Origin of the sequence: Streptomyces sp. NBC_00178, from assembly GCF_036206005.1 — a bacterium.
Lineage (GTDB): Bacteria > Actinomycetota > Actinomycetes > Streptomycetales > Streptomycetaceae > Streptomyces.
The window spans coordinates 6758092-6779645 of the sequence record NZ_CP108143.1; the positions used below are offsets into that span (position 1 = coordinate 6758092).

Consider the following 21554-nt stretch of genomic DNA (forward strand, 5'->3'; position numbering starts at 1 on the left):
CGCCCCGCGCGGTGAGGACCATGAGATGACCACTGCCGGTTCCGTCGCAGCCGCGTCCGCAGGGGAGGCGGTCGAGGGGGCGACCTCGCGCGCAGGCCGGCAGAGTCCCGAGGAGCGTCGATGGCCGTACTTCCGAATGCGCTGGAGGCGCTGCGCCGACGCGCCGGCGGGCTGCTGTTCGAGCGCGTGGCGGGCCCGGAAGGCCCCCGTAACCGGGACGCCATCCACCACACGCCGGGCCCGCGCTGGTTCCCGCCGGACAGTCCGGTGCGCCGCGTGCACGGGGACAGCGCGATGTTCGTCGGCGGACTGTCCGCACTGCTCCTGCAGTCCCTCCAACCGCAGGCCATGGCTGCCGTGGCCGCCCACTCCGGATTCAGGGGCGACCCCTGGGGGCGGCTCCAGCGCACGAGCACCTTTCTCGCCACCACGACGTACGGCACCGCCGACAGCGCACAGGCCGCATGCGAGCGCGTCAGGGCCGTGCACGCGCGCATCCGGGGCGTGACCGACGAGGGTGTGCCGTACCGGGCCTCGGACCCTCATCTGCTGGAGTGGGTGCACATCGCGGAGACCCACAGTTTCCTCCAGGCCCACCAGACCTTCGGCGCCCATCCGCTCACCGACGACGAATGCTCCCGCTACGTGGCCGAGATGGCGCGCATCGCCGAGGCCCTGGGCGTGACGTCGCCGCCCCGGTCGGCAGAGGCGCTGAGGGCGCGCCTGGAGACGTACCGGGCGGAACTGCGAGGCACGCCGCAAGCGCGTGAGACCACCCGTTACCTGCTGCTGCGGCCGCCGATCCCGGTCTTCGCGATGCCGTTCTACGGGGCTCTGGCAGCCAACGCGGTCGCCCTCCTGCCCCGGTGGGCGACCGGCGAACTGGGCCTTCCGCGCTGGGGGCCGGGGGAGCGGTGGGTGCTGCAACCGGTGGGGCGAGCGGCCACCGGCCTGATCGGGTGGGCCATGCGCGGGCCCGAGGACGTGCAACGGGCCTGAACACCCCGCAACCGTCCGGCCTCCCCGGTCCCTCCGCACCGGCCGCGAGCGGACTGTACGGCCTGACGTCGAGCGGCGGGGTGAGACGGGGGCGCGCGCGGTCACGGGGCGTGGCCGTCCTCGTCCACGGGGCCCTCCTCGTCCGTGGGGAGCAGGAAGAGTTCGTCCTCGTAGCACCAGGCCCACGTGTCACCGGAACGCAGGGACCGGGCCAAGGGGTGGCCGGAGGTCCGGGCATGGCCGTAGGCATGCTGACCGGCCGAACTGTCGCTGCATCCCACGTGCCCGCAGGTGAGGCAGTGCAGCAGGCTCCCGAACGGGGCGCCGGCAGGGCAGTCGTCGCAGGCCGGGGCGGTCTCCGGCTCGGGCAGGTGCTCGTCGGCATCCTCGTGCGCACAGCTCCTGCGGTCCAGCGCGCCCGCGTCCGGCGCGACTCTCCATGCGGCCATCGGCCCGTTCCTCTCGTCGCTGCGGGGCGTCTGCGAGCGCCCCGGCCGCCGACGCCACGGACATGCTGCCCGATCGCGCGGGCGAACGATCGGGGCGGCGTGCAGGGGTCCACCGTTCGAGGGGGCCGGTACCGGTCGACAGCGTGTCAGCGTAGACGGGCGGGCGGGCCTGCGCAGGGTAGGACGCAGTCCGCCGCCCTCCGTGGGGCGGCACCCACACGTCTGGAGACATCATGTTCAAGCTGGGAAGTGCGGCGGTCCTCACCGCCGCCGCGGGCGCCCTGGTTCTGGCCGGCCCGGGTGTGGCCAGCGCCGACGCCGGTGCGCAGGGCGTCGCCGTCGGTTCGCCGGGCGTGCTGTCCGGCAACGTCGTGCAGCTGCCCATCCACATCCCGATCAACGCGTGCGGCAACTCGGTGAACATCATCGGTCTGCTGAACCCGACCGCCGGCAACACGTGCATCAACGGTGACTTCGGCGGCGAGAGCTTCGACGAGCACGGCGACGGCAAGGGTGAGCACCACAGCGACGGCAAGGGCGGCCACCACGGCCACTCCGAAGGCCACGGCGAATAACTCCTCCTGAGCCGCCCTCACCCCGTCCGGCTGAAGTGAACGGGGCACTTCAGCCGGACAGGGTGACGTCATCGGGCGTGCCCGGCGCCCCGCCCCGCACAGCCCGTCAGCGGGCTGCCGCGCCCCCCACGAAGGCGTTCATTCCCCCGCGTGCCTCTCGGGGCCGCCTTCCCCACGGGCGGCGTCCAGCTCGGCGGCGCCCCTCGTCCAGCGTTCGCGGCGCTGTGCCGGGGACTGGTCCCACCACGGGGTGCCGCGTTCGCCGAGTGCCACCTTCGCCGTGTGCACCCGGCTCCGGGCCGCTCCCTCGGCCGCCCCGTCCCCCGCGCGGCGCGCCGCGCCCACCGCCCGCCGGGCCGACATGAGGTGGCGGCGCAGGACGGCGGCGACGTCCTCGGGAATCGCGGGATCCGTCGCCCGCCATCGACGGCCGTTCACCACGATGTACCGGCCGTCGGGCGTCCGTTCCGGCTGCGTCGGGGGTTCCATCAGGCCATGCTGCCCCGTACCGGCCGGTGGCGCCGCGCGGCCACGCGTACCGCACGTGCGAGCGGTGCGCCAGGTGCCTCACTCGTCGATCGACGCGCCGAAGCGCGTCCGTGCCGGGTGCGGCGAGTGATCCCCCGCCGTACGACCACGAACCGGTGCTGACGGTCCCCTCGGTGGAAGCGGCCGGCCACCAGACCACTCCGTCCGACGTGTTCTCGCCCGGCGCGGCGGCCAGGAGTTCCGAACAGACGTCGGCGTCCGTGACGGCGAGGCGGACCTGCGCCCCCGGCGGTCACCCTTCTCCGCGGTACCCGGTACGCCGTGGATACCTGGCACACGGCGAAGGTTGCCGCCCGGCCGGCGTTCTGCGGCAAGCGGTGACGGAAGGGATCGGTGGCAGCCCTCCCCGGCCCGAGCGGTCACGACCGTGAAGGCCTGCGGGGAGCACCCGCGTCCTGACACGGGTGCTCCCCGCAGGCGGGGGCGTCCGCGTGCCACGTCACGCGGACGCCCCCGGATCCTGCCGCGTCAGCCACGCCGTCCGGCGTACCTGTGCGCCACCACGACGCCGGTCAGGGTCACCACGCCGGCGGCAGCGGCCCAGGCCTGCCAGTCGCCGGGGGAGTTCGGGCCGGCTGCTGCGGCGCCGCCACCACCGCCGTGCACGGCGGCCGGTGTGGAATCCGCGGTGCTGAACGTCTGGGTCTTCAGCGCCAGGTCCTTGGCGTCGGCGCTGCCCCAGGCGTAGACGACGTTGCTGGTACCCGCCTTGAGGTTCAGGTCGGCAGGGCCGATGGCCACGGTGTCGGTCCCGGCGAGCGTGACGTCGGTGCTGACCTTGCCCGCATCGACCTCTGTGGTCATCTCGTCAGGGTTCACCAGCCCCTTGAAGACGGGCTGACCGCCCGCCCGCACGTCGACGGCGGGCGCCGCGGCGACATGACGCACCGTCAGCCGCGCCTTCCCGTCGTCCACCTTCGACACGTCGTTGACGAACGCGGTCAGTTCGGGTGTGCCGTCCGCGGACAGGTGCGCGGCGATGGTCGCGTTCGCGTCCGCCGGCACCTCGATCTTCTTCTCGATGGCAGGTGTGCCGTCCGGGCCTTGACCTGCCTGGAATACCTGGATGTCGTACGTGCCCGGGTCGAGCGCCTGCGGTTTCGTCACGGTGCCGGGCTTGAAGTCACCGAGCAGCCGGTCGCCGTTGGCGTAGACGTCGACGGTCATGCCGGGCACTCCGTGGAACACGGACACCATGGCCTGGTCCGCGGCCCGGGTGTCGGGGGACGCCATGGCGGGCGCGGTGAGGCCCAGGGTCAGGGCTCCGGCGCCGATGGCCGCTGCGGCTATGGCGAGGGGGGTCCGGGTGGTCATGGGGATCATTCCTTCGATCGGACTCTCCGCCGGGTGCGGAGTCGCGGTCCCGCGTCGGTCGCGGGTGCCGTCGCGCACCGGTGCTGGCCGTGCCGTCCGCTCGGGGGGGGGGGGGGGGGGGGGGCGGGAGTCGAGGGCGGCTGCCGTGTGAAGGTGCCGGCCCGGCGGTCCCGTCGGCCGTGCGTCGTCGCGCCTCGCGCGGTGCCGCGGAGCCGGCCGGTCGCGCCCCGGTGCGCGGCGGGCATCTCGTACTCCCCAGTCTCGGGAGGCGAAACGACGCGGACAACATGCGTCGTTTGTGCGTCGTATCCTGGTGATGTGAGCGGCCACGCGAACGGCACGGACCGCGGTCACCTTCGGGAACCGCGGGACGGCGGTGGTCTGTCCACCGGGGAAGTGGCACGTCGGCTCGGAGTGGCACCCACCACCGTCCGCTCGTGGGACCGCCGGTACGGCCTCGGGCCACCCGGACACAGCGACGGCAGGCACCGCCGCTGGACCGCCGCCGACGTGGCCCGGCTGGAGCGGATGTGCGCCCTCGCGGCCACCGGGGTGCCCCCGGCGGAAGCCGCTCGCCAGGCGCGCGGAGAAACATCGCCACAGCCACAGCCACAGCCGCCGTCGCCGGAGCGCGAGGGCGGCACGGCCCCGGCGGCCGGCTCCCTGGCGACACCCCCGCACCGAGGCCGCAGCAAGGCGGGCAGCGGGCTTCGGCTGGGGGACGTGCGGCGCGAGTGCAGAGGCGTCGCCCGCGCGGCGCTGCGCCTCGACGCGGCCGCCCTGGACGCCCTGATGGCCGCCGCGATCGAGGAACACGGCCTGGTCACCGCCTGGTCGGAGGTGATCATGCCGGCCCTGCAGGCGGCCGGCAGCAAGTGGGAGGGTTCCGGCGAGAGATACGTCGAGGTCGAGCACTTCCTGTCCTGGCACGTCTCCGGTGCGCTGCGACGCCACGTCCCGCCCGCGGCCCCCGGGCGCTCCGGAGCCGTCACGGTCCTGGCGTGCGTGCCGGGGGAGCACCACACCCTGCCGCTGGAGGTCCTGGTCGCCGCCCTCGCCGAACGCGGCCTCCCGGTCCGGATGTTCGGAGGCGCCCTGCCGGTGGAGTCGCTGGTCAGCGCGGTGCGCAGGACCGGACCCGCTGCGGTCGGACTGTGGTCCCAGTCGCGCGGCACGGCGAGCCGCCCCCTGGCGCAGCACGTGGCCGCCATGGAGTGGGGCGTGCGCGGTGCCCGCAGGAAGCCCGTGGTCCTGACCCTCGGGCCGGGCTGGGCGGGCCGGCCCGTACCGGGGCTGCCGCACCCGCACGGTCTCGCGGAGGCCGTCGCCGTGGTGGAGGACGTCGTGCGCCGATGAGCGCCGGGCTCAGATGGCGCCGTGGGGCCGGGACATGCCGCGTGGGGCGGATACGGTGGTCGCGTCACATCGGCGCGGCCCCGTCGCCAGCGTCGAGCCGGCCCACGAGGAGAGGTGTCAGGCGTGCGGGTGAGCATGACGTCCGAGGCGGCCCGGCCGGGGCGTGTGAACGAGGACTTCACCGGCGCCGTGCCTGGGGCGGCGGTGCTGGTCGACGGCGCCGGGATCCCGGGGACCGAGGCCGTCTGCCGCCATGGCGTGGCCTGGTACGCGGGACTCCTGGGAGGCAGCCTCCTCGGCCTGCTGTCCCGCGGTCCCGAGCACAGCCTCGCCGCACTTCTCGCGGAAGCCGTCGATCGGGTCACGGACGCCCACCGCGACACCTGCGACGTCGGCGCTCCCACCGCTCCCTCGGCTGCCGTGGCCGTCGTGCGCACGGCCGCCGGATACGTCGACCACCTGGTGCTGGGCGACGCGTTCCTCGTCGTCGACGTGCCGGGTGGCGATCCGGCGGTGGTGTCGGACCCCCGGGAGGAGGCCGTCTGCCGACCGTACCGGTCCGCGCTCGCGACCCTCCCCGAAGGCGGCGACGCCTACCGCCGCGTGCTCGGTGAGATGCGCGCGAACCGGAACCGGCGGGGAGGGTTCTGGGTGGCCAAGGACGATCCCCGCGCGGCGGACGAGGCGGTCACGGGGAGCCGCCCGCTCTCCGAGGTCACCGGAGTGGCCCTGCTCAGCAACGGCGCGGCGCGGATCGTCGACCCGTTCGGGCTCGCCGACTGGCCGGAGGTCCTCGCCACCCTGGCGTCGCGGGGCCCGCAGGACATCGTCCGCAGGGTCCGGCAAGCGGAGGCACGCCGCGCGGTGCGCGCGGACGACGCGACGGTCGCGTACTGCACCGGACTCGGCGGGGCCTGACCATCCCGGCGGGCCACCCGGTCCCGTGTCCCGGTGTCCCGCGCCGGCCGGGCCGCCGGTTGCGCAACGGCGAAGCGCTGCCGACGGGGCGGGGGAAGCGGTGCTCAGTCCTCCGTCAGCATGCCCTCGCGCAGTTTCGCGACGATACGGCTCAGCAGCCGGGAGACGTGCATCTGCGAGAGTCCCAGATGTCCGCCGATCTCGGCCTGCGTCATCTCCTGGCCGAAACGCATGCCGACGATCGCGCGCTCCCGCTCGTCCAGCGTCTCCAGCAGGGGAGCGAGGCTCTGGAGGTTGTCGACCAGTTCCATGCCGGGATCGCAGTCGCCCGTGAGGTCGCTCTGTGTCCGGCCCGCTGCTCCGGGGCCCTCGTGCTCGGCGCCGTCGACGGGGAGGTCGAGCGAGCCGGCGGTGTAGCCGTTCGACGCGATGAGACCCTCGACGACCTCCTCCTCGCTGATCGCGAGATGCTCCGCCAGTTCGCCGACCGTGGCGTCCCGGTCGAGGGCGGTGGCGAGGTGCTCCTTGGCCTTGGCCAGCGTGACGCGCAGCTCCTGAAGCCGCCTGGGGACGTGGACCGACCACGTGGTGTCACGGAAGAAGCGCTTGATCTCCCCGACGATGTAGGGAATGGCGAAGGAGGTGAACTCCACTTCGCGGGCCAGCTCGAACCGGTCGATGGCCTTGATCAGGCCGATGGTCCCCACCTGCAGGATGTCCTCCATCTGGCCGTCGCCGCGACTGCGGTAGCGGCCGGCGGCGAACTGGACCAGGGAGAGGTTCATCTCGATCAGGGTGTTGCGGGCGTACTGGTACTCCGCGGTGCCCTCGTCCAGGACTTGCAGCCGGTCGAAGAACAGCCTGTTCAGCGCGCGGGCGTCCTTCGGCGCGACCCTCCGTGGATCGGGGATCTCCGGGAGCGCCGTCGGTGCACCGCTCTTCGCCATCGGTGCCTGTAGGGATGTCGACATGATGGTCGTACTCCTTCGGCCGGCAGCGTCTGCGAACCCGCACGCGCAGGGTTCGCCTACCCGGGCCCATGCGGCTCACACCCCGATCGAGACAAAAGCCCCTGCGCCGCCGCTTTCTGAGGCGGGGACATCTCCGGGACCGCTGTCCGGGGGATCAGCCGGCCGCCGCGCCGCCCCCGCTCCAGCCCGCCCGCACCGCCCGTGGCGACGCGCCGAGTTCGCGGCGGCACACCTTGTTGAACGCCTGGAGGTCCGGGATGCCCACCGAAGCGGCGACCGCCGGGATGGAGAGGGTCGACTCCCGGAGCAGATGACCGGCTCGCTCGAGCCGGCGGCGCCTGATGTAGGCGACGAGCGTGTCGCCCCGCTCCGCCCTGAAGAGCCTGGTGAGGTGGTTGTGCGAGACACCGGCGGCCCGGGCGATCTCCGGGACGGTCAACGGCTGCGCCAGCCGCGTCTCTATGTAGGCGACCGCGCCCGTGACCGCGGGATGGGGGACGACGCGGGGCACGACCGGTGGCAGCCGGGCCACCCGCCACAACGCCGCCCAGATCTCGGCCGACGCCTGGGCGGGCTCGGCGGCGGCCACGGCCGCCGCCGCCCGGCGCAGGAGCTCCGACAACGCGGTGGCGTGAGGGCCCGCGTCCTGCATCACCGGCACCCGCCTGGGCTTTCCCGCCCCCGGGAGCGACAGATGGGCGAAGAGGTGCTCCGAACGCCCGAGATAGCGGAACTCGACGGTCGTGTCCGGCGGTACGAGACTCACGTGACCCGGCCTGATGGCGTGGACCTCACCGTCCACGGTCAACCGGCCCGTGTATCCGTACAGATGGAGCTGCCACAGGCCGGGCAGACGGAACACGTCGCGCGCGGAGGCCGTGCCGTGCACGCCGACCCCTACCGCGGCGACCTCGGGCGGCTGGGCCAGGTGGATCGACGGCACGGTGAGAATTTACCAGCAGTGGTGACGGAGACCCACGCGTCGAACGGCCCCCGACTCCTAGCGTGAGCGGCGGGGCGGAACAAGCGGACGCACGACGTCAGCCGGCGCCGGGCGGAGGGGACGTACCAGATGGCCATGCAGAAGTGGTTCGAGGAAGCCAGGCTGGGGATCTTCGTGCACTGGGGGATCTACGCCGTGGACGGGGTGGCCGAATCCTGGTCCTTCTACGACGGGACGGTCACCCACGAGCAGTACATGAACCAGCTGGACGGGTTCACGGCCTCCCGGTACGACCCGCACGCGTGGGCCGGACTCTTCGCGCGCGCCGGCGCCGGATACGCCGTGCTCACGGCCAAGCACCACGACGGGGTGGCGCTCTACGACACCCGCCACTCGGACCTCTCGGTGGTGCGGCGCACCCCCGCGGGCCGGGACCTCGTCGCCGGGTACGCGGACGCGCTCCGCGAACGCGGGCTCAAAGTGGGCCTCTACTTCTCCCACTCCGACTGGTCCCACCCCGATTACGCCACGGTCCGGCACCCCGCGCCGCTGGAGGTGCCCGTCAACGACTCCCGCTTCAGCACACCACCGGAGGGCCGGGAGGACCCGGAGCGCTGGTCCCGGTACCTCGGTTTCCGCGCCGCCCAGGTCCGTGAGGTCGCCGAACTCTTCCGCCCCGACCTGCTCTGGTTCGACGGCGAGTGGGAGCGCACCGAGGAGCAGTGGCAGATGGACGCGCTCGCGCGGGACGTCGTCTCCCTGTTGCCGCAGACCGTCCTCAACGCACGGCTGACCGGTCACGGCGACTACGCGACACCGGAACAGGGCCTGCCCGTCGAGGCCCCGGAAGGGCCGTGGGAACTGTGCCTGACCGTCAACGACTCCTGGGGCCACCAGCACGCCGACGACAACCACAAGTCGGTGGGCCAGCTGATCCGTTACTTCACGGAGACGATCGGGATGGGGGGCAACCTGCTGCTGGCCGTCGGCCCCAGGGAGGACGGCACGATCCCGCAGGCGCAGGCCGACCGGCTGCTCGGCCTCGGGACGTGGATCACCCGGCACGCCGAGGCGGTCCACGGGACGGCGGCGGGCCTGCCGCCGGGTCACCACTACGGACCGAGCACCCTGTCCGCGGACGGCAGGACCCTGTACCTGGTCTGCTTCGGAACCCCGCACGAGACCGTCTCGGTGCGCGGGCTGAGCACGCCGGTGAAGCGCGTGACGGTGCTGGGCACCGGTGACGTGCTCGCGCACCGGGTGACGGGAGGACTCGGGCATGTCCCCGGAGTGCTCTGGATCGACGCGCCCACCGGCAGTCAGGTGGATCCGCACGCGACGGTGCTGGCCGTCGAACTCGGCGCGGACCTCGACGTGTACCGGGGCAAGGGTCGCATGTAGACGGCAGTGCGCAGCCCGGACGGGCGGGGCCCTCTCAGGCCGCGCGCCGGCCGGTGCGGAGCGGGCGCCCCCCTGCCAGGCCGCCGGGGTCCAGGCCCAGCGACACGGCGGCCGTCGCGCCGACGTCCGCCAGACTGTCCGCGTCCGGCAGCAGTTCGACCCCGTCCGCCCCCGGGCGGTGGATGAGCACGGGGACGTACTCCCGGGTGTGGTGGGAGTGGCCGATCGCCGGGTCGTTGCCGTGGTCGCCGGTCACGATCAGCCGGTCGCCCGGCCCGGCGAGCAGTGCGACGAGCGCCGCGAGCCCGGCGTCCACCTGTTCCAGCAGACGCCCGTAGCGCCCGGTGTCCTGCTGGTGTCCCGCGAGGTCCGTCTCCTGGACGTTGGCGACGACGAGCGCGTCGCCCCCCGCGCGCACGGCGTCCAGCGTGTGCGCCAGTACGTCGGCCGTGTCCACCGCCGGGTGGCGCCGTGCCGGACCGCACACCAGGATGTCGGCCGCCTTCCCGGCCAGGGTCACCGGGATGCCCGCGCGCGCGGCCAGTTCGGGCAGCTGGCGGGTGTGGTCGAGGGGTGCGCCCAGATGCCGTACCTGGAGGCCCGGGTTGCGGTAGAACCCCGTCGCTGGGGTGTCCAGGCCCACCGTCTCCCCGTCTCCCGGGCGGACGTACGAGGGGAGCGGACCGTCCGCGTGTCCGCCGACCGCGATGACCCGGGCGACGGGAGCCACGGCCCGCACGGTGCGCGCGATCGCGAGGATGCCGCCGGGCCCGTCGAAGGCGAGGTCGTCGAGGCGGCCGGAGGCGTTCCAGTTGATCCCCGGGTCGGCCTCCAGGTTGTCGTGCACCAGGACCGTGCCGTCGACGACGAGCAGCGGCCGTCCGTCCAGCCGCTCGGCGCGGTGCCCCGCCGCCGTGAGAGCCTCGGTCACCTCGTCGATGTGGTCGGCGAGCCGCGCCACCGTCACCCTGCTGAAGTCGGCGCCCATCATGGTCTGGTGGCCCGCGAAGGTGTCGGCCCCGGGGTAGCCGAGTGCGGCCCGGCCCGCGGCCACCGGCAGGTGGGTGCGGCGCGCCAGGTCCGGATGCGGGTGGACCAGACCGAGCCCCAGCGCCCCGAGCACCGGCAGCCGCAACGGCCGGCCCAGCGCGGTGCGCGCGTGGTCGAGCACGTGTCCGCAGGTGTCGGCGGCGAGGTCCCCGGGGCGCAGGGTGCCCGCGTCGGGCATGGCGCCGACGCCGAATCCGTCGACGACGACGATGACGGTCTTGGCCATGAGGTGCTCCTTACAGGGCTCGGCCCTGGGCGTCGTACAGGCCGTTCAGCCGGGGGGTGCCGGACGAGAGTCCGGAGACCACGGCGACGGTCGAACGCGTGACGAAGATCTGGGTGCGGAAGGCCAGCAGCGCGGTGTCCCCGACACGTACGTCCGCCCCGTCGGCGGGTGCGTCGAGCAGCCGGTAGTAGTCGATGTTCTCGGCGGGCGCCCCCTGCACGCCCAGGCGTGTGCCGGTACGCGGCAGATGAGCGCCGCGGATATGCGAACGGGCGTAGAAGCCGCCGCCGTACACCGCCGGACGGCCGTCCGCCAGCGTGTGGGCGACCTCGGTGACGTACACGTAGGCCGGCTTCTCGGGCTGCGCCGGGTCGAGGGCGTGCAGCGGGGTCGTGCCGGTGAGGGCGTGACCCGGTTCGCCGTGGGTGGCACCGAGTCGGGCCAGCAGCGGCAGTGAGGCCATCGAGGTCGCGCTGGGGGCGCTGATCTTCAGGCTGCGGTGACCGCGCGAGGCCAGGAGGTCACGGGCCTTCAGCACCTGGTCGAAGGTCGCCGTGGCGGCCGGCACGCCCGTCGCCGGATCGCACAGGACGCAGGGGAAGCCGGTGAGCCCGGCGATACGGATGCCGTCCAGCGCCTCGGCGGCGGCGGCGAACCCGTCCAGCCGGTCGAGCGGCACACCCCCCTCCTGGCCGGGATAGACCGTGCCGCCCGCGCCCTCGACCCGGATCAGGACGTCCTGGACGAAGCCCAGTTCCCGGGCGGTGTCCGACACGGCCCGGGCGTTGGCCAGATCGAAGACCGTCACGGCCTCGGGGCGCCAGGCCAGCACCTCGGGCAGTGCGCGCCGGGGGACCTGGACGAGGTGGCCGACGTTTCCGGGCAGCGCGCCGGCGGCGTGCAGGAGGCGGGCCTCGGCGGCGTCGATGGCGGCGGAGCGCGGGATGTGGCGGGCGACGGCGCGGATCAGTTCCGGGTTGCGGCCGAGCTGCTTGACGACGAACCAGAGCCCGATGCCGAGGCGTTCGGCCTCGGCCGCCAGCAGCGCCGCGTTCGCCTCGACGGCGTCCAGGTCCATCACGTAGGTGTCCGGCGGGATCTCGCCGTCCCGGTGGAGGGCGGCCGCGGCGTCGACGAGCCCCGGATTGCGGGTGAGGAGGGTGTCGAGGAACACGGTCAGTCGACCTCCGGGGCGGCCAGTGCGGCGAGCGAGTCGCGCAGGATGCCGATGACGAGGTCGGCGCCCGCCCGCATCGGGTTGATGCGCACGGTCCAGTCGGCGAGCTCGGGGGAGTCATCGAGGGCCGAGCTGGACATGCGGTAGAAGAGGGGGGCGATCTCGTAGCGGGAGTTGGAGCCGACGGGGTAGGGGGCCGCTCCGAACCGGGCCGCCACGGCCGGCAGCTCGCGGGCGACGGGACGGTCGAGCCTGACGAGCAGGCAGCGGTCCTGGGCGTTGGCGATGCGCACCTCTGCCACGCCGTCCACCTCGCCCGCCGCCAGGCGCTTCGCCACTTCGGCGCCCACACGGGACTGCACCGACCACATGACCGGTACGTGGGTGAGGGCACGCAGGGCGTCGAGCGCCTGGTGGCCCTGGACCTGACCCCCTCCGGAGTAGTTGTCGCGGCGCACGTCCGCGATCAGGTCGGCCGCCCCGACGACGAGTCCGACCCCCTCCGGCCCGTGCAGCTTGAAGAGGGAGAAGCACGAGGCGTCGGCGCCCAGTTCCACCCCGGCCGCGGGGGTGCGCATGACGGCGTAGTTGTCGTCGACGATCGTGCGGACCCCGGCCTCCCGGCAGGCGGCGATCACCTCGGCCGGCTCGTAGGAGTCGGCGAGCCGCTGCCGGGTGTGCTGGATGTAGGCCCAGCGGAAGATCCCCGACGACAGGGCCTCGCGGAGCTCCTGGGGGTCGTTGAAGTCCGCCTCGACGGTGCGTACGCCGATGCCCCCGAGCGTCACCTCGGTCGTGCGGTAGACCGGCGCCCTGTGGATGAGCAGCGGATCACCCGCCCGGACCGCCGCGTTGAGGGCCGCCCGGATCGCCCCCGTGCCGGCGCCCTGGACGAAGGCCGCGTCCTCGGCGCCGAAGAAGTCGGCGAGTACGGCCTCGACGCGGGCGGTGCTGCGGGGGCGGCCCAGCCCGGGGACCACTCCGGCGTCGGCCGCGAAGAGTTCATGGCCCTCGAAGTGGGCGGCCGTGGCCTCGATCAGCCGGAACTGTGTCGCGACGGCGTCCTCGAGGGGGACCGTCGCCAGGGGGAACGTCGGGGGAAGTGCCGGGTCCATCTCAGTGCTCCTCGCCGGTCAGGAAACGCAGGGGGTTGCGGCGGGTCAGCAGATCCACCAGGTCGTCGTCTGCGCCCGCCGCCCTGAGCTGCGGGAGGAAGGTCCGGAACAGGTGCCCGTAGCCCTGACCGCCCTCGTCCCGGAGGTATCCGTGCCGGGAGATGTCGCAGCTGAGGAGCACCCGGTCGGCGTGACCCGCCTCCAGCAGGGCCAGCAGCAGCCGCAGCCGGGTCCGGTCGCTGCCGTAGGACGACTTGCCCACGGTGTCGAAGGCGACGTACGCCCCGCTCGCGGCAAGCTCCCGGTGGACCTCCGGTTCGTCCAGCAGGTCCTGGTGGCCGATGCCGACGCGATGGGCGGGCAGGCCCTCACCGGTGAGCAGTTCCAGCTGGGCCAGGCCGCCCCGGCCGAGCTGCGCGTGCGTCGCGACGGAGAGCCCGGTGGCCCGCGCCGCCCTCGCCGCGGCCCGGAGCACCTTGGCCTCGGGGGCCGTCGGGACGTCACCGTGGCTGCCGATCTCGCCCAGGACACCGGGCCGGACGCCGGCCGGGCCGATCCCGTCCTCGATCTCGCGGACGAGCATCCCGGCGAGCGCGTCCACGTCGTGCCCGTCGATCTCGGGAGTGTGGAACGGCTCGTAGTACCAGCCGGTCGCGGCGACCACCGCGACCTGGGCCTCCTCCGCGATCCTCCGCAGGGTGCCGACATCGCGGCCCATCCCGCGGCAGGTCAGTTCGATGACGAGGGAGAGGCCGAACTCCTCCCGGAGAGCGGACAGTTCGGCCGTGACGGCCGGGGAGTGGTGCTGCGCGTCGAGGACGGCCGCGCCGTCGCCCCGGTGGTCGAGGTCGAGGACGAGGTGCTCGTGGGCGAGGACGGGGCCGCGCACGGAGCCGGGCGGCAGTTCTCCGGTGACGGTGCGCAGGGTGGGCGCTGCGGGGCGGTTCATCGTGGGGGGATCTCTCTTTCGCGTACGGCCCGGGCTCCGGTCGCGGGGCGGCTCAGCCCTTGACCGGTGTGAACAGGTCGAGCCAGTACAGGACGTTCAGCAGGACGCCGCCGATGATGACGGCCGCGGGAGCCGCCGCCATCCTCACGACCGGCCGGCCCATGGATTCGTTCAGCAGGTAGAGCCCGCCCACCAGGAGGATGCCGAGCCCGCCGCCCATGGCGTTCGCGGCCATCAGCGACCCGAAGAGGATCGCGAGCTGCAGGGTGTCCCCGATGGCGCTGCGCAGGTGCTCCGAGGAGTCCCGGACACTCGGAAGCCTGCCGAGGACCTTGCCGATCCAGGTGAGGGCCAGCACCTCGGCGGCGAAGACGAGCGCGCCGACGATCGCGGCGAGCCACGGGCTCGGCATCAGGTAGCCGATCGGGTACACCAGCGTGAATCCGGCGATGCCGTACGCGCCGGAGGCCAGGGCGGTCGTGGCGATCAGCGGGATGAAGCCGAACACCCGGTAGAAGTCGACCTGGGCGGCCTCGGAGTAGTGCCCCTTGGCGATCAGGAAACTCGTCGCCTCGCCGCCGCCGAATATGTGCATCTGGGCGAGCACGCACACCCCGGCCCCGAGCACCATGAACAGCGGCAGGAACCTGCGCAGACGGGCCGCGCTCGCGCTGAACAGCGACATCATCGGGTCGTCGTCCGCGAGGACGGGTTCGGTGGTGCCCGCCTCCCGGTCGGCACGTCGCTGCCGGAGGTCCTTGGAGACGGCCAGCCCGATCAGCAGCAGCACGCCGGCCGCCATGGCCAGCGCTCCGGCGAACATGTTCGGCCACAGCTTCATGGTCGTGACGACGAGGGCGACTTCGAGGGCTCCCGCGATGCCGCCCCACCTGCGTCCGAACTGCTTCGTGATGGCGAGCACCGGGAACAGCGTGAACAGGAAGAGGATCGGCGTCGACATCTGCTGCATCGCCGTCAGGAAGTCGACCGGAAGGTCATGAGCGGCGTCGTTCGCGCCGTTCAGCCCGAAGACCACCACCGCTCCCCACGCGGCGCCGAGGATCGGGGCGATCCACTTCCTCGGTGCCAGCATGCCGAGGATGTCCGTGGGCAGGAAGACCAGCCACGGGTTCAGCACACCGGTGGAGAGCGCCATCGGGGCGCCGAGCCCGAAGATGAATCCGGCGGAGAGCCCGAAGGACACGGCCGTCGTCGCACTGCGGGTGGTGCGGCCCTGGACGAAGTCCAGCAGGAAGGGACGCACCCCGTCGTTGAAGACGGCCAGGGCCATGTGCGAGATGAAGGCGGTCAGCGCACAGAGGGCTATGACGGTCAGCTGCTGGGCCAGTGTGAAGTCGAGGCCGGCGCCGGCGGCGAGTGTGGTGCTCACGAGTCACTCCTTGGAGCCCGGGAAGATGGGGGAGGGGCGGCGGTCAGCCGCGGGCGGCGATGGCGCGGGCCAGGAGCGGGGCGATGACGTCGATCTGGTCCATCGAGAAGCCGAAGACCTTCTTGCCGTCCGCCAGCAGGGCGCCGACCTCCTCCTCGGTCGGCACGCTCCGCCCGAAGGTGTGGCAGGCGGCGCTGCCCATGAGGCCGACGAGCACACCGAGGGAGGCTCCGGCCCCCGTGTGGCAGGTACCGAGGAAGTAGTCGGCCTGGCCGGCCCTGAGCTTCATCGCGGCGTCCATGTCGCTCGACTGGACGACATCGAGCGAGTCGATGCCGAGGCCGCTGATGGTCTTGGTGACCTCGACCTTGCCGACGCCTCCGGTGAGGATCTTCGTCATGGCTGTCCTTCTCTCGATTCGGTCTCTTCGTCTCGTTGCGGGCGCGGCTGCGGGCTCGGTGGCCCGCGTGTCCGCTCAGTCGGCGGGTACGGAGCCGGACCGGCCGCCGAGTACCGCCAGGTGCATGCCGAGGAAGTTGACCTCGGATTCGGGCAGCGCCGCGCCCAGGTCCCGTTCGGCGCGGGCCGACACGGCACGGGCGCGCGCGACGGCCCCGGGGTGTCCGGCCAGCTCGGAGGCGACCTGGTCGTCGGTGAGGAACTGCTCGATCGGCTCCCCGCCGAGGAGACGTCCGAGCGCCATCATCAGATGGCTGGTCAGCATGCCGGCCGACGCCTCGGTGACGACGTGCCCCTCGTCCTCCAGCGAGGACAGTTCGGCGGCGACGAAGTCGACCACCTCGGGTGGGACCTGTCCGCCTTCGCGGAAGAGCCGGATCCGCAGGGCGAGCTGGTCGTCCATGATGATCCTCCTAAAATCGACAGAAACCAGGATTCTGTATTCTCGTTTCGGCCGCGACCACCGCACCGCGGTCGTCGCGGCCGGCCCTCAGTACGAGGGGATGCGATCACCCTTCAGCACGTCGCTCTGCAGCCTGGTCACCAGGGACAGATCGAGCGTGTCGCGGATCGTGGCGAGCGCCTTCGCGCCGTCGGTCCGGCAGATGATGGCCGCGCTGGAATTGCGCAGCGCCAGCTCCCGCGTGACCTCGTCTCCGAGTGGCCGCACCTCGACACCCGGGCCGATCCGGTGCTGCGCCTCGTCCAGGTTCCAGACGGTCGCGTCCACCTCGTCGCGGGCGAAGAGGTCGTGCAGCTGCATGTAGGAGGCCTCCCGCCACTCGATGTCCTCCCGGCCGGCGAAGGCGCGCTCCACGAGCATCCGCAGGTCCTCCGAGGTGTGGTCGACGGCCACCCTTAGTCCGGGTGCGTCCAGGTCGACGCCGTGGCGTACGAGCATGCCGTGAGCGCCGACGTAGGTGGCGGGTCCGAGGTCGGCCATCAGTTCCACGGGGTGCCGGCCGATCAGCTGGTCGGCGGCGAAGCGCGAGAGGACCACCAGGTCCACCTTGCCTTCCAGCAGCGCGGCGGTCCGGGCCCCGGCCCCGCGCATGAACGTGACCGCGAACGGGGCGCCCGCCTCCTCGAAGGCGCCGCGCAGCCCCGTGGCCAGGCCCTCGTAGCGGCGGGAGTAGGGCAGGGGCATGGCCGCGAGCAGGGTGCCCAGGCCCGAGAGCCGCCACAGGACCGTACGGTCGGAGTGGGCCAGGAAGGTGCCGAGGTGGCCGCGCGCGGTCGTCGAGATCGCGCCGGACTCCTCCAGCAGCTGGAGGGCCGCCTGGACGGTGCCGTTTCCGCAGCCCAGTTCCTCCGCGAAGTCGCGCACGCGGGGCAGGCGGGTGTCCGGCTCGTGATGCAGGAGCAGGACCGCGAGCTGCCGGGCGGCGAGGCCGTTGCGCGAGAGGAAGCGGGCGTCGAAGTCGTTCACGGACCACACAGTAAACAGGATTCTGGATACTGACAAGGATCGGATCGGACTCCGCCGGCACGGGGAGGCGGGGTGTCCGTAGCGGTCCGAACTGCCGGGCCGGCGTCGCCCGGCGGGCGGTCCGCCCGGCCCCGGGTCCTGTCACCCGGCGGGGGCCGTCCGCTCCGCCTCGATGCGGCGCAGGCGCTCGGCGTCGCGGGTGCGGGGGCAGGTCGTGCACGCGTCCTCGGGGCGGATCGTGTAGTAGAGGCAACAGCCCGCGCGGTCCCGGGTCGGGTGCGGGGTGCCCGCGGCGTCGGTGAGCCACCGGAAGCCGGCGCCGGCCGGGAAGGGGGCGACGGGGCCCGGCAGCAGCCTTCCGGCCGCGGCCACCGCCTTCCCCTCCTCCCCCAGCATGCGGCCCACGTACCAGATGCCCGAGACGAGGTCGTCCTCGACCATGCCCCACAGGGCCCGGGGGCCACGGCGCACCCGGGGGGCCAGTGCCGCGCACAGGGGACGGACCAGGTCGGCGACGGCCGTGCGCAGCACCTCGCCGAGTGCCGCCTCGCCGGACACCGCCCGTACGCCGGGCAGCCCTTCCGCCGGGTCGCCCGGCAGGCAGGCGAAGGCGCCGGGCACCACCTGGTAGCGGTCCTCCCGCCGGCCGATCCGCACGTCCTTCGGCCGCGTCAGCGGTACCCGGCCGGCCAGGTACCACGGCCCGCTCAGCAGCAGGCACACCGACCAGAGGCAGTTGTGCAGAAGCCGGGAGGCGACCACGTCCGGCCGGGCCCGGTGGTCGTGCTGGTCCATGATGCGGGCCTCCTCCTCCCTCAGGAAGTCCTCCAGGAGGCCCGGCCTGCCCGCCAGTTCGGCGATGTCCACCCAGTTCTGCCCTGCGGGGGTGCCGGGGCCCGCCACCTCCACGTCCAGCGACGGGCACGCGGCGTCGAGGCGCCGGTACGTCGAGGCGAGGAGTGCTGCGGAGCTCACGGCGGTCCGGAGGGGTGCCGGTGCCGGGGCGAGGGTCACGGGGACTCCTGGGGTGGTGCGCGGGCGCGGCCTGGTCCGTCGGCGGACAAGTCCGGTCCGGCCCAAGTGGCTAAGGGGAGGCTCACCTTACTATCCGTCAGGCGGTGGTCGAACCCGCGCGCGGGCCGTGTCGCGCGGTTGGTGGAATTAGGGATGCCTAACCTAAGCTCCTCCTCAACTCGCGTCGGACCAGCGCCGGAAGTGACCGCTCATGCAGACGTACGTGCTCGCCCTCAATCCGACCGACTCGGTCGTCGGTGGCTTCCTTCCGGCCGCTGCGCGGCTCGGCCTGTCCGTGACCCTCCTCACCGACCGGCCCGAGGCTTACGGACCGGCCGCCGCTCTCGGGCCGGACGTCGAGGTGGCCCGCTGCGACGTACGCGACCACCGCGCGGTGATCACCCACATCTCCCGTCGGGGCGGACCCGCCGCGGTCTTCACCAACAGCGACCACCTCCAGACGCAGGCCGCCCTGGCGGCCGACTTCTTCGGGCTGCCCGGGAAGGACTGGCGGGCCGCCCTGCGCACCAAGGACAAGGCCCTGATGCGCCGTCACCTGGCGGCCGCGGGAGTGGACCGTGTCCTGGCCGTCGAGATCCTGCCCGGTCAGCCGCCGGAGGAGTGCGCCGAAGCAGGGGGAGTGACCTACCCCTGTGTCGTGAAACCGCGTGAGGGCGTCGCGAGCGAGGACGTCGTGCGGGCGGACAGCCCGTCCGAGCTGCGGCGCGCGTGCGCGGACATCCGCGGACGCCGCCCGGACGACGCGCTGGTCGTCGAGGAGTTCCTGCCCGGGGAGCTGTACACCATGGAGACCCTGGGTGACGGCCGGACCCTGCACGTCCTGGGCGGCTTCCGCACCAGACTCTCGCCGCCGCCCCACTTCGTCGAGGAGCGGCTGACATACGTCCCCGCCCATCCCGACCCCGTGCGGACGCAGATCCTCGACGTGCTCGACGCGCTCGGTGCGGGATTCGGCGCCTGCCACACGGAGTTCGTGGTCCACGAGGGCCGGGCGCGCGTCATAGAGGTGAACTACCGCGCCATCGGGGACCACTGCGACCTCCTCCTGGCCGAACTGCTGGACATTCCGCTGTTCGAGCTCATCCTCACCACCCACCTCGGGGACCGGCTTCCCGGGAACCTGGGGGCCCGCACGGACAGGGCCGCCCGCGTCGACTCCCCGTGTGCCGGCCGTGCGGGGGTGCTGACCTCGGCTCCCGGGCCCGCCGACCGGACGGAGGGCGGCGTGCGGCTCGCCTACCGCCCCCTGCGCGCGACCGGCGAACGCCACCCGCTGCACCGCACCAACCGCGACTACCTCGGCATCCTGCGCACCATCGGCCCGGACCAGGACGCGGTGGACCGCGCGGCCGACACGTTCCTCGCCGCCCAGCGGTGGGAGATCACCCCGTGAACACCCCTCAGACCGGCCCGCGCGACGGCCGCCCGTCTCCGGGAGCCGGCGCCCGCCGCCCGCCAGCTCCTCCGCGTCCTGGGGGCCCTGCTGCGCGAAGACGTCGCAGGGCTGCGCAGTCGCAGCGTGGTCCTCGACCGCACCGACGGTCCGTGGCTGCGGCTTCCCGCCGGCCCCGGCCACGCGCTTCTCCTTCCCGTGCGCGCCGACGGCTACCAGGGCGTCTGGGCGGCCCGGCTGCCCCTCCTCCGTACGGAACCCGACGGAGCCGACCTGACCACGACCGACGACGTGCTCGCCGCCCTGTCCCGGCTCGCCGCCCCCGAGGACGCGCCCGGGTACGCGGCCTTCGCCGAGGAGTGCCGCAGCGATCTGGAGGCACGTGAACTGCACGCCGCCACCGAGGACACGGTCCGGGCCCGGCTGACCGCCGTCCACGGGGCTCTGCCCGCCCACTGGAGCGGGCACTCCGGGACCCTCGCCCTCGACACCGTCGCCGCGAGGACCGACCATCCCGTGCACCCCGTGCCGCGGGGCCGCAAAGGGATCGGCGAGCGCGAGATCCGCGCCTACGCACCCGAATTCCACCCTTCCTTCCGCCTCCGGTGGATCTCCCTGCCGGCCGCGCGCGTCACGTCCGCCGAGGACGCGGTGCCCGGCGAGCACCGGGGTCCCGCCGCCCCGATCGCGAAGACCCCGCACGGCACGGCCGGTTCACGCCCGTACGACCTCTGGCCCACGCCGGCGGAACTCGGACTGCCCGCACGCCACCACGTGGGCCACGTCCTGCTCCCCGTCCACCCGCTCACCGCCGCCGGGCCCCTCCGCGACGCCCTCGACGCGACCGGTCTGACCCCGCACGCGCTCCTCGCCGGACGACCCGCGCTCGACGTCGTCCCGACCCTGTCCATGCGCACCGTCGCACTCACCGGCCATCCGGAGACCCATCTCAAACTGCCGCTCGCCACCGCGACCCTGGGCCTGCTCAACCGGCGTACGGTCACCCCCGCCTCGCTGCTCGACGGCGCGGCCGGGCAGCGCCTCCTCGAAGGTGTCCTGTGCCGCGAGCCCCGGTTCGCCGGGCGTGTCCTGCTCGCCGACGAAAGCCGCTACGCCCACGCCGGTCACGAACTCCTGGCGATGCTGCGGCGCACCCAGCCTGCCGGACTCGACGACGCGACCGTCCTCCCGCTCGCCGCGCTGGGGGCTCTCGCCCCCGACGGCCGCACGGTCGGCGGGCATCTCGCCGACCGCTTCCACGGCGGCGACCAAGTGGCCCTCGCGGACGCCGTCCTGACACTCCTGCTGGACTGGCAGACGACGCTGTTCGGGCACGGCATCGCCCTTGAGTCCCACCAGCAGAACCTCTCCCTCGTCATGGGCGGTGGCACGGACGGCCCCCGCCTGCTCCTGAAGGACAACGACGGCCCACGCGTCAACACCCGGCGGCTGGCGGAGGCGTGGGGAGTCCCGGAACCGACCGCCGAAGGGCTCGGCTTCGCCGACCGGCGGATCTGCGTGGGCGAGGACGGGCCGGTGGCCGACCTGTTCACCGCCATCACCGTCCACCTCTGCGCGGGCTCCCTGGCCTTCGGGCTCGCGGCACAGGGCGCGGCGCCCCTGGACAGGATGCTGCGACTCGTACGCGACCGGCTCGCCGAGGCCATCGACCGGACGGCCCGGACCAGGCCCGGGGCGGCGGCCGTGCTCCGCGCCCGGGTGCTCGACGCGCCCGAACTGCCCGTGAAGGCCATGGTCACCGCCGGCACTCTGCTGACCAAGGCCGGTCCGGCGCCACCGACATCAACAAGCACTACACCACCGGCCCCAACTACCTCTTGCGGAAGGCATGAACC

19 protein-coding genes and 2 pseudogenes are annotated in these 21554 nt (G+C 73.4%); 7 read left to right on the forward strand and 14 right to left on the reverse strand.

Features of this window, described 5'->3' with window-relative positions:
* Positions 1-120: 120 nt before the first annotated feature.
* The gene (locus tag OHT61_RS29610) at positions 121-999 is read left to right on the forward strand and encodes an oxygenase MpaB family protein (protein WP_329042395.1); all 879 of its coding nucleotides are present in this window, start codon (positions 121-123) and stop codon (positions 997-999) included.
* A gap of 101 nt (positions 1000-1100) precedes the next feature.
* On the opposite strand, the gene OHT61_RS29615 is transcribed toward OHT61_RS29610, so the two are convergent.
* Positions 1101-1448 carry a UBP-type zinc finger domain-containing protein gene (locus OHT61_RS29615; protein WP_329042397.1) on the reverse strand — a complete coding sequence of 116 codons (348 nt, stop codon included), beginning with the start codon at positions 1446-1448 and terminating at the stop codon, positions 1101-1103.
* Between the two features lie 233 nt (positions 1449-1681).
* Here OHT61_RS29615 and OHT61_RS29620 point away from each other — a divergent pair, with 233 nt between their 5' ends.
* Positions 1682-2023 (forward strand): chaplin, encoded by a 342-nt coding sequence (locus tag OHT61_RS29620; RefSeq protein WP_329042399.1) that lies wholly within the window; start codon positions 1682-1684, stop codon positions 2021-2023.
* 138 nt (positions 2024-2161) lie between these two features.
* Here the strand turns inward: OHT61_RS29620 and OHT61_RS29625 are convergent, their stop codons facing one another.
* Complete coding sequence (locus OHT61_RS29625; protein WP_329042401.1) at positions 2162-2512, reverse strand: hypothetical protein; 351 nt, start codon at positions 2510-2512, stop codon at positions 2162-2164.
* 528 nt (positions 2513-3040) lie between these two features.
* A complete protein-coding gene (locus OHT61_RS29630; protein WP_329042403.1) occupies positions 3041-3886 on the reverse strand; it encodes a DUF4397 domain-containing protein in 846 nt (281 codons plus the stop codon).
* A 318-nt stretch (positions 3887-4204) separates the two neighbouring features.
* Between OHT61_RS29630 and OHT61_RS29635 the strand changes: the two genes are divergently transcribed.
* Together OHT61_RS29635 and OHT61_RS29640 are read left to right on the forward strand one after the other, a co-directional pair.
* Complete coding sequence (locus OHT61_RS29635) at positions 4205-5242, forward strand: MerR family transcriptional regulator (RefSeq protein WP_329042404.1); 1038 nt, start codon at positions 4205-4207, stop codon at positions 5240-5242.
* A gap of 123 nt (positions 5243-5365) precedes the next feature.
* The gene (locus OHT61_RS29640) at positions 5366-6160 is read left to right on the forward strand and encodes an integrase (RefSeq protein WP_329042405.1); all 795 of its coding nucleotides are present in this window, start codon (positions 5366-5368) and stop codon (positions 6158-6160) included.
* 104 nt (positions 6161-6264) lie between these two features.
* Here OHT61_RS29640 and OHT61_RS29645 read toward each other — a convergent pair whose 3' ends face one another.
* A complete protein-coding gene (locus OHT61_RS29645) occupies positions 6265-7131 on the reverse strand; it encodes a SigB/SigF/SigG family RNA polymerase sigma factor (RefSeq protein ID WP_443049579.1) in 867 nt (288 codons plus the stop codon).
* A gap of 154 nt (positions 7132-7285) precedes the next feature.
* Positions 7286-8074 carry a helix-turn-helix transcriptional regulator gene (locus OHT61_RS29650; RefSeq protein ID WP_329042407.1) on the reverse strand — a complete coding sequence of 263 codons (789 nt, stop codon included), beginning with the start codon at positions 8072-8074 and terminating at the stop codon, positions 7286-7288.
* A gap of 123 nt (positions 8075-8197) precedes the next feature.
* Here OHT61_RS29650 and OHT61_RS29655 point away from each other — a divergent pair.
* Positions 8198-9475 (forward strand): annotated as a pseudogene (locus tag OHT61_RS29655) (alpha-L-fucosidase); the annotation flags it as partial.
* A gap of 34 nt (positions 9476-9509) precedes the next feature.
* Here the strand turns inward: OHT61_RS29655 and OHT61_RS29660 are convergent.
* From OHT61_RS29660 to OHT61_RS29700, 9 genes are all read right to left on the reverse strand, one after another.
* A complete protein-coding gene (locus OHT61_RS29660; RefSeq protein WP_329042408.1) occupies positions 9510-10751 on the reverse strand; it encodes a phosphopentomutase in 1242 nt (413 codons plus the stop codon).
* A 10-nt stretch (positions 10752-10761) separates the two neighbouring features.
* Positions 10762-11925: an alanine racemase gene (locus OHT61_RS29665; protein ID WP_329042409.1), complete on the reverse strand. Its 1164-nt coding sequence runs from the start codon at positions 11923-11925 to the stop codon at positions 10762-10764.
* A gap of 2 nt (positions 11926-11927) precedes the next feature.
* Entirely contained in the window at positions 11928-13043 is a 1116-nt protein-coding gene (locus OHT61_RS29670) for an aminotransferase class V-fold PLP-dependent enzyme (RefSeq protein ID WP_329042410.1), read from the reverse strand.
* Position 13044: 1 nt separating this feature from the next.
* Positions 13045-13992, reverse strand: a complete 948-nt coding sequence (locus OHT61_RS29675) for a phosphotriesterase family protein (RefSeq protein WP_329042412.1) — start codon at positions 13990-13992, stop codon at positions 13045-13047.
* A 52-nt stretch (positions 13993-14044) separates the two neighbouring features.
* The gene (locus tag OHT61_RS29680) at positions 14045-15382 is read right to left on the reverse strand and encodes a YhfT family protein (RefSeq protein WP_329042413.1); all 1338 of its coding nucleotides are present in this window, start codon (positions 15380-15382) and stop codon (positions 14045-14047) included.
* A 43-nt stretch (positions 15383-15425) separates the two neighbouring features.
* On the reverse strand, positions 15426-15782 hold the full coding sequence (locus OHT61_RS29685; RefSeq protein WP_329042415.1) for a DUF2620 domain-containing protein: 357 nt from the start codon (positions 15780-15782) through the stop codon (positions 15426-15428).
* Between the two features lie 75 nt (positions 15783-15857).
* Complete coding sequence (locus tag OHT61_RS29690) at positions 15858-16244, reverse strand: transcriptional antiterminator (RefSeq protein ID WP_329042416.1); 387 nt, start codon at positions 16242-16244, stop codon at positions 15858-15860.
* An 87-nt stretch (positions 16245-16331) separates the two neighbouring features.
* Positions 16332-17270: a GntR family transcriptional regulator YhfZ gene (gene yhfZ, locus OHT61_RS29695; protein ID WP_329042417.1), complete on the reverse strand. Its 939-nt coding sequence runs from the start codon at positions 17268-17270 to the stop codon at positions 16332-16334.
* Between the two features lie 141 nt (positions 17271-17411).
* Complete coding sequence (locus OHT61_RS29700; RefSeq protein ID WP_329042418.1) at positions 17412-18284, reverse strand: (2Fe-2S)-binding protein; 873 nt, start codon at positions 18282-18284, stop codon at positions 17412-17414.
* Positions 18285-18495: 211 nt separating this feature from the next.
* Here OHT61_RS29700 and OHT61_RS29705 point away from each other — a divergent pair, with 211 nt between their 5' ends.
* Positions 18496-19698: an ATP-grasp domain-containing protein gene (locus OHT61_RS29705; protein WP_329042420.1), complete on the forward strand. Its 1203-nt coding sequence runs from the start codon at positions 18496-18498 to the stop codon at positions 19696-19698.
* A gap of 78 nt (positions 19699-19776) precedes the next feature.
* Positions 19777-21551 (forward strand): annotated as a pseudogene (locus OHT61_RS29710) (IucA/IucC family protein).
* The last annotated feature ends 3 nt before the right edge of the window (positions 21552-21554 follow it).

Bases quoted from the DNA above. Each gene is read 5' to 3' on its own strand.
- OHT61_RS29690 (WP_329042416.1), bottom strand. From the start codon at position 16,244: ATGGACGACCAGCTCGCCCTGCGGATCCGGCTCTTCCGCGAAGGCGGA.
- OHT61_RS29660 (WP_329042408.1), bottom strand. From the start codon at position 10,751: ATGGCCAAGACCGTCATCGTCGTCGTCGACGGATTCGGCGTCGGCGCC.
- OHT61_RS29625 (WP_329042401.1), bottom strand. From the start codon at position 2,512: ATGGAACCCCCGACGCAGCCGGAACGGACGCCCGACGGCCGGTACATC.
- OHT61_RS29630 (WP_329042403.1), bottom strand. From the start codon at position 3,886: ATGACCACCCGGACCCCCCTCGCCATAGCCGCAGCGGCCATCGGCGCC.
- OHT61_RS29705 (WP_329042420.1), top strand. From the start codon at position 18,496: ATGCAGACGTACGTGCTCGCCCTCAATCCGACCGACTCGGTCGTCGGT.
- OHT61_RS29685 (WP_329042415.1), bottom strand. From the start codon at position 15,782: ATGACGAAGATCCTCACCGGAGGCGTCGGCAAGGTCGAGGTCACCAAG.
- OHT61_RS29620 (WP_329042399.1), top strand. From the start codon at position 1,682: ATGTTCAAGCTGGGAAGTGCGGCGGTCCTCACCGCCGCCGCGGGCGCC.
- OHT61_RS29615 (WP_329042397.1), bottom strand. From the start codon at position 1,448: ATGGCCGCATGGAGAGTCGCGCCGGACGCGGGCGCGCTGGACCGCAGG.
- OHT61_RS29645 (WP_443049579.1), bottom strand. From the start codon at position 7,131: ATGTCGACATCCCTACAGGCACCGATGGCGAAGAGCGGTGCACCGACG.
- OHT61_RS29670 (WP_329042410.1), bottom strand. From the start codon at position 13,043: ATGGACCCGGCACTTCCCCCGACGTTCCCCCTGGCGACGGTCCCCCTC.
- OHT61_RS29675 (WP_329042412.1), bottom strand. From the start codon at position 13,992: ATGAACCGCCCCGCAGCGCCCACCCTGCGCACCGTCACCGGAGAACTG.
- OHT61_RS29610 (WP_329042395.1), top strand. From the start codon at position 121: ATGGCCGTACTTCCGAATGCGCTGGAGGCGCTGCGCCGACGCGCCGGC.